Consider the following 16,376-nt stretch of genomic DNA (forward strand, 5'->3'; position numbering starts at 1 on the left):
GCTCATTTGTAATGCAACATCCTATTTGTTTCTCGACTATCAAGAAATACATCGCATATTTCGTTTAATATTATTAGATTCCATGTCAGCTTTTGATGAGTTTAGTGAAGACTAGGTTCCATTTTGTTATGCCCTTTGGCTTCTACGGAACCCTGTTTTAGCTGATGGTTTCTAATGCAACAAGCCACCGGCAAAGCTGGTGGTTCTGATTAGCCGCGATCCCGCTCTTTTCGGTAGCGGGTAAATTCATCCTGATTGTCGATGACGAGGAAGGGATTTACCTGCTTTTCTTTACCGATGGTGGTGGGAAGGGTTACTTTTCCCTCTTCTCTTAGTTTCCGCACCCGCTCCAGCTCCCTTTCGGTGGCATCATTTTTTAAATATTTTACGCTCTGCTCCAAGTTGGAGAGAGAATATTCGTGTGCGGAATAGACTTTTACATCGTCCTCCAACGCCTTTAGTTTTTGCAGACTTTCAAACATCGATTTGTAGTCTTCCGTGAAGACGCGGCCGCAACTGGAAAGGAAGAGTGTATCTCCGATAAAGAGATCTTTCCCCCTCAAATAGGCCACATGTTCTTCCGTATGGCCCGGCGTGGCGATGACATCGAATGTTTCGCCGAGAAGGCTCAGGGTTTCACCGCCCTTTACGATTTCCGTGGCTAGTTTCGTCTCGTGCGATCCGTAGATCGGCGCCGGATGAGTCTTTACGAGCTTCTCCACCCCTCCGGTGTGGTCCGGATGCCAATGGGTCAAAAGCACGGCTTCCAAAGTGTAGCCCTTTGACGCCATAATATCCAGTAAGAGATCGGCTTCCCCGGGGTCCACGACGAGAATTTTATTATCTTTTTCTATTAACCAAATATAATTGTCCGACAGTGCCGGTACGGGAATAATGTTCATATTTTCACCTCATAAGGTTTATACCCATTCTCCCCGGTTTTCCGCATAACAAAAGAGAGCTCCCACTGCAGGAGCTCTCTTTTTATTGTGTTTAAAGCATTTCGACGAATGCGGTTAAACGGGTGTTCAGTTGGCCGACGTCTGCTTGAGAGTAGTCGGTTTCTACAGCAAGATAGGGCACGCCTTTTTCTTCGTTGCAGAATTTTTGAATCGCGGAGGATTCGATATTGTAGGTGTGGCAGGCGGTTAAGACGATTTCCACTACGCCGTCGACTTTGTATTTGTCCATAAGGTAGCTTAAAAGTTCGAAGCGGTTCGGGTTCGGCGTCATGACAGAGCAACCGATGTTGATATAGCGGTTAGAGAGTGCGTCGATTAAATCATCTAAGGTTTCGCCGGTGTCGTCGACGAAGTATTGGGATTGTTTTTCACCGATGCAGTTTTCGAAGCTTACGACGACGGCGCCGTTATCTTCCAGGGCTTTAATTACTTTTTGCGGTGCACCGCCGGAGGGGCAGCCGGTAATTAAGATTCTCGGTTTCTTTTCACGCTCGGAGGGATCATATTCATTCATGATCTTATCTTTAAGCTCATCTAATTCTCCGGGAATAGCTTCTTTATTGAAGTTATAGAAGTTGGAGTTTAATACGGAGTGAAGGTCGAATCCGTCGATAGGGGTCGGGTCGTTTTCCATTACTTCGCAGAGCTCTTGACGTGCACGACGAATGTCGTTGGTCATTTCGATGGCTTTTTTAAGGTTTTCGTAAGTAAGTTCGGTGTCGAAGCGTTTTTCTAAGAATTCGGCTACTTTGTAAACTTCTTTTTTCCAAAGTTCGCGAGCATCTGCGGATTGGGTGTTGGGAAGTTCCATAATGTAGACGTCTTTAAAATCGCTCATCATTTCGTACATTTTCTTCTTGCCGTCGCAGGTGGTTTCGCCGATGACCACGTCGGAGAAGTGGAAGTACGGGCATTTGTCGGTTTTGCCGAATCCGTAGCTGGATTTAATAAGGGGGCAGAGGTTCTTGGGAAGGTCTTTTTCCGCTTCCGCAATGGGTTCGTCGCTTGTGGAGCAAAGGCCTACGGTCGCAAGACCCATGGCATTGGCGATTTCTTGAGGGAAATAAGTACAGTAGGTGCCTACTACGGGAATATCTTGATCTTTAATCTTTTTAACATTCATGAAGCCGGTTTTTCTGGCATCTGCAAATTCGTCGAAAATTTCCGGTAAGTCTTTAATGATTTTTTCCATGGTTTCCTCCTAATATTCCGTTAACGTTTTTTCTTTTCTTTTGCCAAGCAAGCCGCCCCGATGGCGCCTGCAAACTGACCTTTTTCGTGATTGATGACGTGGCGATCCAATTTTCCCGAAAGAACTTCGGCAAAGTAAGGTACATTGCTAAGCCCGCCGGTTAAGAGGACCGTTTCCGGGAAATCCATACGCCCGGTGAGGGCCACCACTTTGTTGGCCACCGAGTCGATGACACCTGCGGCGATGTCTTCACGATCCCGGCCTTCGCCGATGTAGGAGATGATTTCCGATTCGGCAAAAACGGTGCAGAGGGAGCTGATGGATATCTCTTCCCCTTCTTTTGCCATCTCGAAAAGTTCGCTCATATCGACGGCCAAACGGTTTGCCATAACTTCTAAAAATTTACCCGTGCCTGCGGAGCACTTGTCGTTCATTAAGAAGTCTTTGACCATACCGTTTTCTACGAGGATCACTTTCGTGTCCTGACCGCCCACGTCGATAACGCCTACATCCCCGCCGGCGAGCTCTCTGGCCCCCCGGCCGTGGCAGGTAATTTCGGTGATGACGAAATCGGCGAAGTCGACGGAAATACGTCCGTAGCCTGTGGCCACGACGCGCACGTCATCGCTTCGGACATCGATTCCCTGGCGCATGAGGTGATTTTCAATTCCCCGCGCCGTTTCTACCGAACTCCAGCCTGTAGGTTGAACGAAGTGGATGTCTTTGTCACCAAAACCCCATACTTTCGCAGCCGTCGATCCGATGTCGATTCCAATATACTCCACAGCTCAACGCTCCCATTCTAAAATTTTATCGTGATCTAATGCTTTTTCTTTCATGAGCGCCTCCAAAGGCCCGCGCTCGGTGAGCTCATGTTTCCATGCGTAACCGCAACCGGCGGAAAGTTCGTCGGGTAAAGGAATGAGCTCGCCATTAAGCCCCGCTTCTTTTACCGCTTCTTCCATGGCCATGGCATCGGTTACGCTTTCAAATGTAACGATGACGACTTTTTCACTCATTTCCCAACTCCTTTGCAAGCTCCTTCAATGCCGATGCGGCGCTCTCGATTTCCTCTTCCGTCGTAAAATAGGAAAGGGAAAGGCGAACGGCTCCCTGGGTTTTCGTACCCATGGCCTCGTGCATTAAAGGTGCACAGTGGGCACCGGTGCGGGTCAAAATGCCGTAGCGGCGCTCTAAAAGCTCGCCTACCTTAGACGAAGATACTCCCTTTATATTCACACTTAAGACGGCGGTCTTCTTTCTTAAATCTTTCGAGCCGTAAAGGATAAGATTCGGAGTATCTTTCAGGCTGTTCATCAGCTTAGAGAGAAGTTCCATTTCGTTTGCGTGAATTTTTTCAACGGTTTCCCGCTGAATAAATGTCAGAGCTCCGTGCAGTCCGGCGATGCCGTGGCCGTTTTGGGTCCCTGCCTCCAGTCGCGTGGGCATGGCTTTCGGGTGCTCGTGATTGTAAGAATCTACTCCGCTCCCTCCCACTTTTAAGGGCTCTACCTCCACCCCCGGTGCCACATAAAGTCCTCCGGTGCCCTGAGGCCCCATAAGGGATTTGTGCCCCGTAAAGGCGAGAATGTCGATCCTCGCTTTTTGAACGTCGATAGGGTATGCCCCCGCCGTTTGCGAACCGTCGACGATAAACATGAGATCGTGGGACTTGCAAAAGGCGCCTACTTTCTCCAGGTCTAAAACATTTCCCGTTACATTGGAGGCGTGGTTAACCACCACGGCCTTCGTGTTTTCCTTGAGGCATTCCTCGAGACGGGAAAGGTCGACGACTTGGGTCCCATCTACGGGTAGGAAATCCAACCCACAGCCGATTCGGTAAAGGGGACGCAGGACAGAGTTATGCTCCGTTACCGTCGTGATGACGTGGTCCGCTTCGGTAAGCGTGCCGAAAAGGGCGGTGTTCAGTGCCTCCGTGGCATTTAAGGCAAATGCGATGCATTTGGCACCTTCCCCGCGAAAAAGCTCGGAAAGCATTTGACGCGTCCGATACTCTATTCGCGCCGCCTCGAGAGCACCGGCTCCCGTTCCCCGCCCGGCATTGCCGAGATGGGATAGGGCCTCTACCATGGCATCCACGACTTCGTCGGGCTTGTGCATGGTGGTGGCCCCGTTATCTAAATAAATCACCGGATCCCTCCTTTCGAATCTAGTTCCAATATATCAAATTCAAGGCAATTATAGCACGGAATCTTGATGTATTTGAAAATTCTATACGATCTTGCTTTTTATGATTTTATCTATACTTCCCATTAAAAAAACTCCCCCGCAGGAGAGTTTTATTGTAAGCGGTCCACGACGCTTTTTAAATATTTCCCGACGACGACGGAGAAGCGATTTAAATCTTTGATCCGCACAAAGTCCGTGCCGAAGATTAGCCGCTCCTGATCCAGTTCGTCATCTTCGCCTGTAAAGACGCCGAGGACGGCTTTTTGTTTCAGTTTGCCTTGTAATACTTCCGCCGCCGTATCGTATACGGCCTCGTCTCCTTCGTAATCCACCACATCCCCTTTATTGGCGTCCAGGCCGATGGAGAGGAGATCGTTGGGCATGCCGTCGGATAGGACGATAAGCACTTGGGTGTCCGCGTCGATGGCATCCATGGTTTCGAAGACGTAGCGAAGGGCGAAGCCGTCCCGATTGGAACCGCTGGCTTTGTAATTGAAAATCTCCCGATTCTCTTTCCGCTCGTCTTTGTAATCGCGGAAGATGCGAATGATTTGGTAATTAAACAGATTGCAAAAACCCATGACCCGCGTAGGGATGCGAAGTGCCGTCAGGGCTTCGACGATTAAAAATCCTTGTATGGCCACAGATTCCTGGCGATCCTGTTGGGAGCCGCTCATATCCAAGAGGATGTCCACGGCGAAGGAGTTTTCTTCTTCGAAGTGATTTTTTTTAAAGATACGATCGTCGTTTAAGACCATGTGCCGCCAAAGAAGGCTCGTATCGATGGCACCGTTGGCCGAGCGAATGGGCGCCTCCGAGGAATCGTCCAGCAGGTTTTTCCTGAGGATCTCACGAAGTTCGAAGATAGAACGCTCATAGAGATGGCGATCTTTTTCGTAAACTTCTTCCGTCTCTCTGCGCTGTGCCATGATCTGATCTTCGAAAAAGCGAGCACCCATGTCGTTTTCAAATTGCCCTCGGGTGACGTGAAGGTGCATGCCCTTGTGCAGTCCCGTGGCGATTTTGTTTTCCAAAGCGCGAATTTGCCCGGGCGCGCCCACTTCTAAGCCGAAGTGTTTCCGCACCCGGTCCTGAGTTTTTGTTTCCGAATCGCTTTTTACCCGAGAAAGGGTGGCGTCGCTTTCCACCGCTTTCGACGTATCCCGAATGACGCCGGAAAACTCCGCCGACTCGATGACTTCTGTCGCCGCGTCCTCTATCTTAGGCTTCATTTCCACAATGCTCCGAGGCTTTTTCTTGGGCGGCTCTTTATATTCCTCTTTAGGTTCATCGGGCTCGCTTATTTTTTCCTCCACCTCGAAGGTGAGGGTCGGGTTTACGTGGAAATGTTCTCTCCAAATGGCGGAGAGGGTTTTATAAAACTCCCCTTCCGATTTTATTTCGCTTCCCTTTAAGAGTTTGCGCATCAAGGGCTCGAGGAAAGTGCCCGCCGTCATGGGTTTCCGAATCCTATGGGCGGCGTATTGCATTTCGATTTCTTCGGCGAGATCTCTCTTATTTTGAAACTCCAGAGCTCTGAAGCGATCCCGATAAATCCTCTGCTCCTTCGCCGCTACGCCGGGGCGCTCTTTAAATAAAGCATCCTTCGTGTATTCCAAAGCGAGGATCTTCGCCACGGCTCGCATATCTTTTCCGTTGCTCTGTTTGTCCGCATTTTTCGCCACGAAATTCGCCAGGCGATTTTTCGGAAAGGCTCTGTCAATCATGGCCTGTTCTGCTGCGGCAAAGCCGTTGCCCTTGCCGTGGTAGCGTCTTTGGTAATTGCCCCCTACGGTCCAATAAATATTCTGGCGACGTTTATCGGAAAGTTTCATCGAAACAACTGCTCTTTCGTCATATCGTCGGAGAATAAGGTGTCGATTACATCTTCCACCACTTCTTTTTCAAAGCGATCGAAGGATTTATTCACGATGCCCATGGTAAGGGCGGGCTTTACATCCAGTCCTCTCTCAATCATGGTAAGGGCGCCGAAGAGCCCCCGCATATCCACGGCCTTGGAAGAAATTTCCCCTTCCAGACTCTTGTTTTGAAGATCGGTAAAGAGGCGGGCGAAGAGAATCATACCCTCTTCATTAAGCTGAGTTTCTTCCCGCAAAATTTGTTTGAGTCCTTCCCCTTCCAAAATGGGCATATCGATGACCATAAAGCGGCTGATCAGCGCCTCGTTTAATTCCCGGGTACCCATGTAACCGTAGTTCATGGTGCCGATAAAGCGGGTAGCGTCATCCAGGGGAATGCGGTCGTAGCCGGAGACGTCGATCATGCGGCGAAAGTCCAGAGCCGAGTGGACCACGGAGAGAGATTCGTTTTTCGCCATGTTAATCTCATCGAATACGGCGAATCCCCCTTCTTCCGCCGCCAAGGTAACCGGCCCTTTTTTTAGTACGACTTCCCCGCCCTTAAAGGTGTCCACGCCGATTAAAGAACCACTGTCCACATTAACGTTTAAGGACATATTCCACATGGGGCGATTAAATAATTGGGCGAGGTTTTCGGAGAACACGTTTTTCCCCGTAGCTTTCGGCCCGGAAAGGAGAATGTGATAGCCGGATAGAATAGCGTAAATGGCTTTCTCCCAAATGGTCTTGCCGTAATAGCGGTAGATGGATTCGGGGATTCTGTCTTCATATTTCGGATCCACCGGGTGATTTCTTACAAACTCTTCCACCTCGTCGAGTAATTTCTGATCGATACCTTGTTTTTGTAAAAATGTAATTAATTCTTCTCTCTTCATATTTTCCTTTCTCCAATCCCGAGATGATCTATGAATTTTTCTTTTTCGTTAAAAAGCTTTTAACAGCTTCTAATTCTTTAAAACCCATGGCGATGGCCAGGAGTGCGTACACACCTGCACCGACCACGATGGCTATAATCAAACTTAAATTAGGGGAGATATAATTCATTAAAAAACCCTCGGTCAATTTGGCGACGATCCCCATGGCAATGGAAGCCGATAGGATCTTCGCCATATTTTTTCCGTATTCTCTAAGGCCCAGAGTCCCCATGGATTTTTTTAAATGAAGGAGCATGCCCATGCCCCCGACCCAAAGAGCCACGAGAGTTCCCATGGCCAGTCCCCTGAGACCGAATATTTTTCCTAAAATAATATTCAAAAAGATATTTAACACCACCATGTATACCGAGTTCACCACGGGCACGGTGGCCATTTTTTTACTGTAAAAGATGCGAATGCCGATTTCTCTAATGCCGATAGCTAAAAAGCCCAGTCCGTAAAAGAGGAGGACTTTCCCCGTTACCGCCACATCTTCCGCAGAAAAAGCGCCTCCTTGAAATAGGAGCCTGACGATTTCTTCGTGAAAGGCCACAACGCCTACAGTGGCAGGCAAAACCAATGCCGCCATCAAAGAAAGGCTTCTGCCGAAGACGTGGGCCAATTCATCCGTTGCCTCTTCTTCTACGAGCTTCGCCATTTGAGGATAGATGACGGTAATTATACTCGTCACCACAATACCCGTTACGAAGCCTTGAATTTTCGTGGCGTAGTTTATGACGGGAACGCCTGTCGCAGCAATGGAAGAGGCCAGGGATTTGCTCACGATATTATTGAGCTCCAAGACCGATGTGGATATAAAGATCGGCAAAATTAAAATAAGCAGCTTTTTAAGGCCTGTCTTCTCTTTATAACCTTTTAAGCGGAAGTGAAAACCGCTTTTTTTAATATAAGGCAAAAAGAATATATATTGAAAGGTAAAGGCGAAGAGAATGCCGATTCCCAATAGGGTGAGATCTCCAGCTCTTCCAAGGAACATAGCGAGAATTAAAATGGAATTCATCACCACGGAGTGGAAGATGGACACAATAAAGTGATTGTGGATCTGGAGATAGGCTTTGAAAATAGAAAACACCGCCATGGCGACGATGCTTAATGAGGTCAACCGCGTAACGTATACCGTGCGCTCGAAGAGAGAACCTTGAAAGCCTCTTGCGAGAAGACGCACCAGTTGAGGGGCGAAGATAATGGTCAAGAAACTTAAAATAAGAGCGGCAACGGCCAAAATAACCGTCAGTTGCGAGGTAAAGCCGTCGGCTTCCTCTCGCCCTTTCTCGTGGTGTATTTCCGTGTAAATGGGAATAAAGCCTCCGGCGAGGGAGCCCGAAATTAAATTGCTCACCAACATGGGGAGGGTAAAGGCGATGAGGAATATATTCGCAATGTCCGACGTACCAAAAAAATGGGCTAGGGCTTTCTCCCTAGCCAATCCAAAAAACTTCGTGCCCACGGTAATGATCATGAGCAGAATAGATGTTTTTTGCATATGCACCTACTTTAAAATTCCGAATTCGTAGCCTTCGTCTCGCAAGTGATCGATGATCTCTCCAAGAGCATTGGCGGTCAATTGTTTGTTCTCCGCATCGTGCATTAAGACTACCATTATGGACTGATCTTCATTGGATTTAATAGACTTGTTTAAGAAGTCCACGAGTCCTGCTTCCGTAGTGGGTCGGCGACTGGCCGGCTCCGCATCGCCGCTTAAGGAATTCCAGTCGATCCATGATACGCCCATATTCTTCAGCTTTTGGTCCGCAGGTTCCAAGCCCTTCCAACTCATATGTCCCCCCGGATAACGCCAGACGCCGGAATGAAAATCTTTTCCGAGAACTTTTTGAAGGGCTGCCTGAGAGTCCATCGCTTCTTTTTCGACGCGGGCGGGATCCGCTACGCGACCGGGATAGAGTTTGTGATAGTCGTGGGTGCTGGAGTGCATGGCGATGCTGTGGCCTTCCGAAAGCTCGCGCATTAAGACATCTCTCGTCTTTTCCGATACGAGTTTTCCCACGACAAAGAAAGTGGCATGGGCATTTTTATCGCGCAATGTGTCCAAAATTTGAGGTGTGATCTTATGATTGGGGCCGTCGTCGAAGGTTAAAAAGGCGATTTTCTTCGAGCCCGTGTAATCCATCTTGCCTTCGATAATATCGGAGATATCGGCGGCAGAATAAGCGTAATCTTTCGCGCGGGTAATGTGATTTTCCCCTTTCGCCAAGCGAATGGCGATGCGATCGTTAATAATATTATTCCGTAAATTGCCTATCTCCTCCGGGGTATAGGCTTTTTTATCGTCTAAAGCGTCTAAATTATTTAAGACAAACCATTCCGCCTGATCTCCGTAGGCGTAGGCGGTATTTCCTCCGCCTCCCATGCCTTTTAATTTTTGAATGGTAAACACTCCGAGAGCTAAGATCACGACGACCAGGGCCAAGCCTCTGATTCGCGCCTTTCTGCGGCGGGCTTTAATACGCGCTCTTCTCTCTCGTCTCTCTTTATCCATGGCTTCTCGATCCATTTTATCCTCCTTATGGGTGGACTGTAATACACTGGGCGATTTTCCTGCCCTCGGCGTAAACATAGCCTCTTAAACTGTTTCCGTTCCAAAACCAATCGATGCGACGTTCCCGTATCGTCGGTTCTATATTGATTAAATCTAAAAATTGCAAAGTGTCGCCCTTCGTATCTAAAAGCTGCACCTTATTTCCCTGACCGATGGCCACGTAGCGATCGCCCACGAGGCGAAGGCTGTGTTCATTCGAACGATCGTAGGTCAGAGTAAAGGCGATTTTTCGACTTTCTAAATCATATATTTTAACGAGTCCTCTTTCTTCGTCGTCGACGAGGAGATAGGAATCGCTCAAAATATAGCGGGATACATTTCCCTCGGGCAGGAGCCAACCCCCGTCGTCCTCATGAACGGACAAAAAGCCGTCGCTCTTATAAGCTACGCGGCCCGAGGATACGCTGAAGTCATCGACCGCCCGATTTAAAATGCGGGCCAAGTCCTTGCCGTCGCCGTCGAATCGGTAAATCCCGTCTGCCGTCCGGAAATAAAAATAATCGCCGTCGAGCTTGACGTCTTTCGCTTTTCGCATACTGTAGGGAATTCCATATTTTTTGACACTTCCCTTTTCCATATTATACCGATAGACACTGAATTTATCCATGGCTACCGCAGACTTCGTTTCCCGATCGTAATCGCAAGGCTCTTCCAGAAAAAGGTTTCGGTGGTATTGAAGTTGCCCGTCATTTAAAATACTGAAAAAAGATCCCATGGCTCCCGGTACTTTTTCGCCCCAGCCTATAAGGTCTTCTCCGCTTAAATCCAAAAGCTTCCCATTCATTCTCCCATCCACATAGGGAGAGAGGCTGTCCACCTCGATCAGGCGCAGGGGAACGATCTTGTGTTTCTTCGCCGGCGGCGTCACGAGTACGCTCGCATCGGACGGGCTGAAGTTTACCATATAGCCCATCTCTTCCAGCAAAAAGCGAAGGGGCACATAGAGAATGTTGTCGCAGTATGTGGGATAAAGGTCGATGGCCCGCCTCTCCGACTGTTTAATATACGCCGGTCGGTCCAGGCCCATTTGGATCCGGTTTATTTTATTTACGGTAAGAATCTTCTGCTCTTCGTCGTAAGTGATTTTATCCTTCCCTACGATGGATTGAAGATCTTCCAATGCGATCATATAGCCTCCGGCTGCTTTCCGCGGCGGATGCTTTAAATAGGCCGTGCCCGTCCCTTTTTTCGGAGAAAGGTAAAGTTCTACGGAAAAATTCCACAAGGGCTCCGACAGTTCCAAGGGCCTTTCGTCTATGCCCTCGAAGTAGGATTCTCCGGTGTCCGCAGGGAGGGCCGCCGTCGAAAACAAAAAGGCCAACAGACAGACGGCGATTAAAAGTTTTCTTCTCATGGCCTCCCCCTTTCTCCCCATAAATTTGTCTTTCTACTGTTCAAAAAGAGGCACCACATTGTCTTTTTCCATGGCGCCGATCCGCCGGAAGACGGCTTCGCCGACGGGCGTCAGATCTACATGGTATCGGCCGTCATAAAGCAGGCGATAAAGCTTCAGTTCCTGGCCTAATTGTACTGCCAGACCTTCTATGCGGCTCTTTTTGTCTACAGGTTGAGGGATCTTCATAAGGGAACTTAAAAAGTTCTCCTCCTCCAGTTTTGTCCACACTTCGCCGACTCGCCACTCTTTAAAATAGGGGGCTTCTTTTTCAAGATCGGGATGAAGGAGCGTACTGAGCCAGAGGGAAAGTTTTTCGTGAGGGGAAAGTTCCAGGTAGCGCTCCATTTGCGTCGTATGGACGTAGCGTCCCCCGTCTCGAACGATGAACCCCTTGAGCTCTGCAAAGGCGCGGTAAAACACGAGCTCCGGATAGCTCCCTTCCCGTATATAACGATTTTTCGGCGATATTTTGACGCCGATTAAGGGAAATATCTTGTCCAGTGAATCCCGATTGAGTGCGCCGGTTTGGGTTGCTTCCATAGAATATTCGACAAAACATTCCAAATAACGGTCGTATTGAGCGATCCACGAAATATAATCCTCCGGCGTGGCGCTTAAAGCCCGGTCGAATTCAGCGGAGCGGTAAAAACCGTGAACCGTATTCTCCAGATGAGCCTTCAGGCTTAAAACTTGATTCTGAGCTTTCATTACCGAGCGATAAGCGTCCCTGTCCGTTCCCGCCTTCGTCCATATTCTTAAATAATCCAGTACCCTTAAAAGCTGACCGTCGCTTGAAAAGATGCCTTCCTCGGCGGCCTTTTCTATAAGGGAGAAGTATTCCGTAAAATCGTCATCTTCCATAGATTGCCCACTCTGTAAATAGAGGCGATCTTCCATCCATTCCAGCACGTGAATATCTTCAACCGCTTCTTCCCGGGTGATCCCCAAGCGGGCCACAAGACTCAGGAGATCCTCCCCTTCGTCCTCTTCTCCGTCGACCCAACCGTAATAAAGCTCTTCGCTTTGGTCTTCCCGCGATTGCTCGATTCCCAATGCATAGAGAAACAATAAATCGGGATTGCCGTCTTTTAAGCTTTTGACATAGCCCTCCGGATCCTGAGTCAAAAGAGGCTGGAGATTCATCATGGCCTTGATCTTGCCCATAAAACGTTCTTCTAAATCCTCCGGTACCATATTGGCGATGTGAAAGGCAAAGTGTCCGCTTTCTGTGTGGAGGATGCGTCCGAAAAACAAACTCCCTTCCTTTAAGACCTTTGTCCCATCGGTTTTATGAATCACCACCGCCGGTTCTTCGATGGCGATGTTTTGAATGTAAATCCCCTTTTCCGCCACGTGATTTACACGGTAAATGGAAAGGTAGGAATCGAAGAAGGGCTCCAGATAATATTCCACGCTCCGTACTTTGTGGAGGTGGCGCCAAAATTGGTGCATTAAGTCTCGCGTAGTCTCCCTGTTTTCAAGGGTGTCGAACATAAGCCAGCTGGCCATATCGAAATCGGACACGGTTTCGCGAATGGGCTCGTAAAGCATATCGTCGTCGAACAGATCGTCCATGGATATGCTATAGCGGGCAGAATCGACGATGGTTTCAAAATCGGCCAAGGTCTTGATCCAGCTGTTTTCATTAGACATGAGTTACTCCTTCATCGTATAGTTTTTGAATTTCCTCTAAATGAGTCAGTACGGCATTTACATGGTAATTCACCATTAAATCCGGCACGACCTGATCGTTGCCCTGAAACATTTCCGTGTAATGGAAAAGATCCTGAATGATCAGCTTATTTTCCATGGTAAATCTGGCTTCCGTAATATTTAACTTCAGCAATACTTGCAGGTACACGAATACTTCCGTAAAAAGTTCCAGCAGTCGCTCCACCCCGTCGAGATCCACATCTCGGGCAAAGGGTTCGTCGATTTCTTTTCGAATCAGCTCAAAAGAATCCTGCGCCTGGTTCAGTTCCTTTTGAAGGCCGTCCAACTTCGGCTTTTCGTCGGCGAGCAAAATGGATTCCGACAGATAAAAAATATCCTCGTAGGTTTTTTCCAAAAGAGCCTCAAAGCTCACCTTGGGGGTAGGCTTGGCGATAAGGTAGTTAATGATCATGGAAACGGTAATGCCGAGGAGCGTCCCTAGCAATCGGTTCACGCCGTAAACCCACTGGGATTGCTTGGATGAGAAGCTCGCCACAAAAATAATATTGGTTAAATTAATAAAGCGATTTAAATTAAAGTGTAAGAGAGTAAGGATGATGATAATAATCCCGATTCCCGCAATAAAAGGGCGAATATAGGGATTTTTCGTTATCAGAGAGAGAAAATATCCGAGCACGACGCCCATGACACAAGTAAACATTCTAAGGCGCACGGCCCGATGGGTTTCGTGAACGGAAGGCTGCATCGTCGTCATAGAAGCAATGGCGACAAAAAGCGGCGTATTTAATCCTATAAGATTGGATATAAACAGACTCACCACGACGGAAAGAGCGGTTTTAAAGGTGCGCATTCCGATACGGGGAATCTTTCTTTTATTTGGCATGTTGAATTTGTATCCCTCCAGAGTCGATTATAGGAAAAGTATAGCAAAACCATTGAATACTTCAAGTTAAACCGACGTTTCAACTTTTAAAAATCGGGTACATAATAAAAAAGAAGTGAGAGGAGTTGTTTATATGCGTATTGAATTTTACGGCAAAAACATCGATTTAACATCGGCTCTGAAAAACCAAGCCGAAAAGAAATTATCGAAATTGGACAAATATTTTACCGAAGAGGTGGAGGCAAAAGTTACCTTCGCTGCGGTTAAAGGTGATCACACCACTGAAATCACCGTCTTCTTACCGAACACTATCGTCCGCGCCGAGGAGACCACAGAAGATATGTACGCTTCCATCGACCTGGCCGTAGACGCATTGGAACGCCAAGTTCGTAAATATAAAACACGTTTGAAAAAACGCCAACAGGATACGAAGTCCATTCGTTTCGAAAACTTCGATCAATCCCTTCCCGAAAGCGAAGAGGATCATCAAGGCAAGATTATTACAAAACGCAAGGAGTTCCACTTAAATCCCATGCTGGAAGAAGAAGCCCTTCTTCAGATGGAACTCTTGAACCATAATTTCTTCGTGTTCCTGGATGCCGACGCCGGCGAGCCCGCTCTTCTTTACAGACGACGGGACGGTAATTTCGGCCGAATCGATTTCGATTACACACGATAAAATCACAGAAAGTTCCCTGAACCGATGCGGTCAGGGAACTTTTTTATTTACGGATTAATTTCTTTAGGAAGCTCTACAAACACTTGAAAATCATCGTCATCGACGACGACGCGAAATTCGCCGCCCAATATTTCCACGAGGTTTTTAGCGATATAAAGACCCAGGCCGCTGCCCTCGGTGGTGCGGCTTTTATCGCCGCGGATAAATTGGTTTTGAAGCTCCTCTTTAGATATATTTATTTTATTTTTCGATTTATTTTTCAAACTGAAGAAGATTTTATCCCCTACGACGGAGGCGTGGCCCAGTACATCCGTATCGGGTTTCGCATATTTGTACACATTGCTGAAGAGGTTTTGAATCACCCGACTCAATACATTCCCGTCGGTATAGATGGGAATGTCTTCCGAATCGGTCTTGTAGATAAAATTCAAATTTCTCGATTCATAATCCGCCGCGCTGTCGCCGTAAATTTGGTTGACAAGTTCGTTGAAATCGATAATCACCGGCTCCAGGGTAATGTTGCCGCTTCCCGTTTTCGAGGCGTCGATTAAATTGACGATCATGCTCTTTAGACGCTCGGAATTTCGCCCGAGTATACGAATATAGTTCCTAGCCTCTTCGTCCATGGTTTCCTTTTTACTTAAAATATCCGCATAGTTGATGATGCTCGTAAGGGGCGTCTTTAAATCGTGACTTAAATTGGTGATAAGCTCCGTCTTCATCTTCTGAGACTTCACTTGATCTTGAGCCGCCTGGTACATGGAGTCCTTAATTCGGGTAAGATCCATTAAGCATTCGTAAGTGGCCTCTTTCATCATGGGAGAAAAGGCTGTAATATCCACATAGCTTTGAGTCTCGGCAATGGCGGCGCGAAGAATTCTATTTTGAATGACTTCGTCTTCCCCCATAATCATCAGGCGCAATACAGGCATGAGAACAACGCCATATACGATGGGAAAGCCCGTCAAAATCATAAGGCCGTAAAGGGCGAGCACCGTGTTTACCAGGGCGAAGTATTTGTAAATCCCCTCTTTTTTATGTTCCCGTATAAGATAGCCGAAAAGCCATGTGCGTGATGTGGTAGTCATAAAGAGTTTGATCATCCAAAATACGACGACCACCATGATGGCGAGGAGTAAATACCAGGGCGAACGAGAGGGATCGTATGCCGCCTGATCACCGAGGACTATCTTAAAAAGATTGAAAATAGCGATTAAAAACCAGGTGTCCAGCCAAATAATTTCCAGATAACTTTCCCGACTGTATTTAAAAAACCATCGCTTAAAGCGTTCTTTCAATTCCAGGGTGGTGTCGGACATTAATCGACATCCTCAAATTTATAGCCCATGCCGTAGACGGATTTAATGTAATCGGGTTTTCTCGGATTGATTTCCACCTTGTCCCGCAAGTGGGAAATATGAACGGAAATAACTTTTTTTACATCGTGGGCGCTTTCTTCCCATACGATTTCGTAGATTTCATCGCTGGAAAAGACCCGGCCTTTGTTGCGAATTAAAAGTCGTAAAATCTTATATTCGTGGGGCGTAAGATTTGCGATCTTTCCGTCGACCCGCACTTCTTTGGCGTGGTCGTCCAGTGTAATGCGGCCGCCGGTATAATTGCCGTCGTCGATTTCCGCAGCGCCTAAGGATGTGTAGCGGCGAATGCCCGAGTTGACTCTCGCAATAAGTTCTACGGCGTTAAAGGGCTTGATAATGTAATCGTCGGCCCCCATATTCAAGCCGATGATCTTATCTGTAATTTCGCTTTTTGCGCTCAAGATGATGATGGGTATATTACTGGTCTCGCGAATTTTGACGATGGCGCTCATGCCGTCCATTTTAGGCATCATAAGGTCCATGAGGATCAAATGGATATCCTCTTCTTCCATAATTTCCAACGCTTCCAAACCGTTATAGGCTTCGAAGACTTTATAACCTTCTGCCTCTAAGTAAATTTTGATTGCGGAGACAATATCCACTTCGTCGTCGCAAACTAAAACATTGTATTGCATAGCTCCTCCTTCAT

Annotated in this window: 15 protein-coding genes; 1 reads left to right on the top strand and 14 read right to left on the bottom strand. The window is 47.5% G+C overall.

Annotation, left to right across the window (positions count from 1 at the left end; genetic code table 11):
- Positions 1 to 209: 209 nt before the first annotated feature.
- The 12 genes from gloB to PEPTYR26121_RS05490 form a co-directional block, all read right to left on the bottom strand.
- Complete coding sequence (gene gloB, locus PEPTYR26121_RS05435) at positions 210 to 902, bottom strand: hydroxyacylglutathione hydrolase (protein ID WP_180500041.1); 693 nt, start codon at positions 900 to 902, stop codon at positions 210 to 212.
- Between the two features lie 91 nt (positions 903 to 993).
- Positions 994 to 2,154, bottom strand: coding sequence for a double-cubane-cluster-containing anaerobic reductase (locus tag PEPTYR26121_RS05440; protein ID WP_180500043.1), 1,161 nt, complete (start codon positions 2,152 to 2,154; stop codon positions 994 to 996).
- Between the two features lie 20 nt (positions 2,155 to 2,174).
- Positions 2,175 to 2,939 (bottom strand): acyl-CoA dehydratase activase, encoded by a 765-nt coding sequence (locus PEPTYR26121_RS05445; protein WP_180500045.1) that lies wholly within the window; start codon positions 2,937 to 2,939, stop codon positions 2,175 to 2,177.
- Positions 2,940 to 2,942: 3 nt separating this feature from the next.
- Positions 2,943 to 3,173 (bottom strand): putative Se/S carrier protein, encoded by a 231-nt coding sequence (locus PEPTYR26121_RS05450; RefSeq protein WP_180500046.1) that lies wholly within the window; start codon positions 3,171 to 3,173, stop codon positions 2,943 to 2,945.
- Entirely contained in the window at positions 3,166 to 4,305 is a 1,140-nt protein-coding gene (locus tag PEPTYR26121_RS05455) for an aminotransferase class V-fold PLP-dependent enzyme (protein WP_180500048.1), read from the bottom strand. Before PEPTYR26121_RS05455 ends, PEPTYR26121_RS05450 begins: the two co-directional genes overlap by 8 nt.
- A gap of 149 nt (positions 4,306 to 4,454) precedes the next feature.
- Entirely contained in the window at positions 4,455 to 6,179 is a 1,725-nt protein-coding gene (locus PEPTYR26121_RS05460) for a vWA domain-containing protein (RefSeq protein ID WP_180500050.1), read from the bottom strand.
- Complete coding sequence (locus PEPTYR26121_RS05465) at positions 6,176 to 7,099, bottom strand: AAA family ATPase (protein WP_180500052.1); 924 nt, start codon at positions 7,097 to 7,099, stop codon at positions 6,176 to 6,178. Before PEPTYR26121_RS05465 ends, PEPTYR26121_RS05460 begins: the two co-directional genes overlap by 4 nt.
- Positions 7,100 to 7,127: 28 nt before the next feature.
- Entirely contained in the window at positions 7,128 to 8,642 is a 1,515-nt protein-coding gene (gene murJ, locus PEPTYR26121_RS05470) for a murein biosynthesis integral membrane protein MurJ (protein ID WP_180500054.1), read from the bottom strand.
- A 6-nt stretch (positions 8,643 to 8,648) separates the two neighbouring features.
- Positions 8,649 to 9,671 carry a polysaccharide deacetylase family protein gene (locus PEPTYR26121_RS05475; protein WP_246285901.1) on the bottom strand — a complete coding sequence of 341 codons (1,023 nt, stop codon included), beginning with the start codon at positions 9,669 to 9,671 and terminating at the stop codon, positions 8,649 to 8,651.
- A 10-nt stretch (positions 9,672 to 9,681) separates the two neighbouring features.
- Positions 9,682 to 11,070, bottom strand: coding sequence for a stalk domain-containing protein (locus PEPTYR26121_RS05480; RefSeq protein WP_180500056.1), 1,389 nt, complete (start codon positions 11,068 to 11,070; stop codon positions 9,682 to 9,684).
- Between the two features lie 33 nt (positions 11,071 to 11,103).
- Positions 11,104 to 12,765, bottom strand: coding sequence for a hypothetical protein (locus PEPTYR26121_RS05485; protein WP_180500058.1), 1,662 nt, complete (start codon positions 12,763 to 12,765; stop codon positions 11,104 to 11,106).
- Complete coding sequence (locus PEPTYR26121_RS05490; RefSeq protein ID WP_180500060.1) at positions 12,758 to 13,669, bottom strand: FUSC family protein; 912 nt, start codon at positions 13,667 to 13,669, stop codon at positions 12,758 to 12,760. The genes PEPTYR26121_RS05485 and PEPTYR26121_RS05490 overlap by 8 nt, the downstream gene beginning before the upstream one ends.
- A gap of 133 nt (positions 13,670 to 13,802) precedes the next feature.
- Here PEPTYR26121_RS05490 and hpf point away from each other — a divergent pair, with 133 nt between their 5' ends.
- The gene (gene hpf, locus PEPTYR26121_RS05495; protein WP_180500062.1) at positions 13,803 to 14,348 is read left to right on the top strand and encodes a ribosome hibernation-promoting factor, HPF/YfiA family; all 546 of its coding nucleotides are present in this window, start codon (positions 13,803 to 13,805) and stop codon (positions 14,346 to 14,348) included.
- Positions 14,349 to 14,395: 47 nt separating this feature from the next.
- Here hpf and PEPTYR26121_RS05500 read toward each other — a convergent pair whose 3' ends face one another.
- Together PEPTYR26121_RS05500 and PEPTYR26121_RS05505 are read right to left on the bottom strand one after the other, a co-directional pair.
- On the bottom strand, positions 14,396 to 15,667 hold the full coding sequence (locus PEPTYR26121_RS05500; RefSeq protein WP_180500064.1) for a sensor histidine kinase: 1,272 nt from the start codon (positions 15,665 to 15,667) through the stop codon (positions 14,396 to 14,398).
- Positions 15,667 to 16,362 (bottom strand): response regulator transcription factor, encoded by a 696-nt coding sequence (locus tag PEPTYR26121_RS05505; RefSeq protein WP_180500066.1) that lies wholly within the window; start codon positions 16,360 to 16,362, stop codon positions 15,667 to 15,669. The genes PEPTYR26121_RS05500 and PEPTYR26121_RS05505 overlap by 1 nt, the downstream gene beginning before the upstream one ends.
- Between the last annotated feature and the right edge of the window lie 14 nt (positions 16,363 to 16,376).

This window comes from Aedoeadaptatus nemausensis (assembly GCF_903819165.1).
GTDB lineage: Bacteria > Bacillota > Clostridia > Tissierellales > Peptoniphilaceae > Aedoeadaptatus > Aedoeadaptatus nemausensis.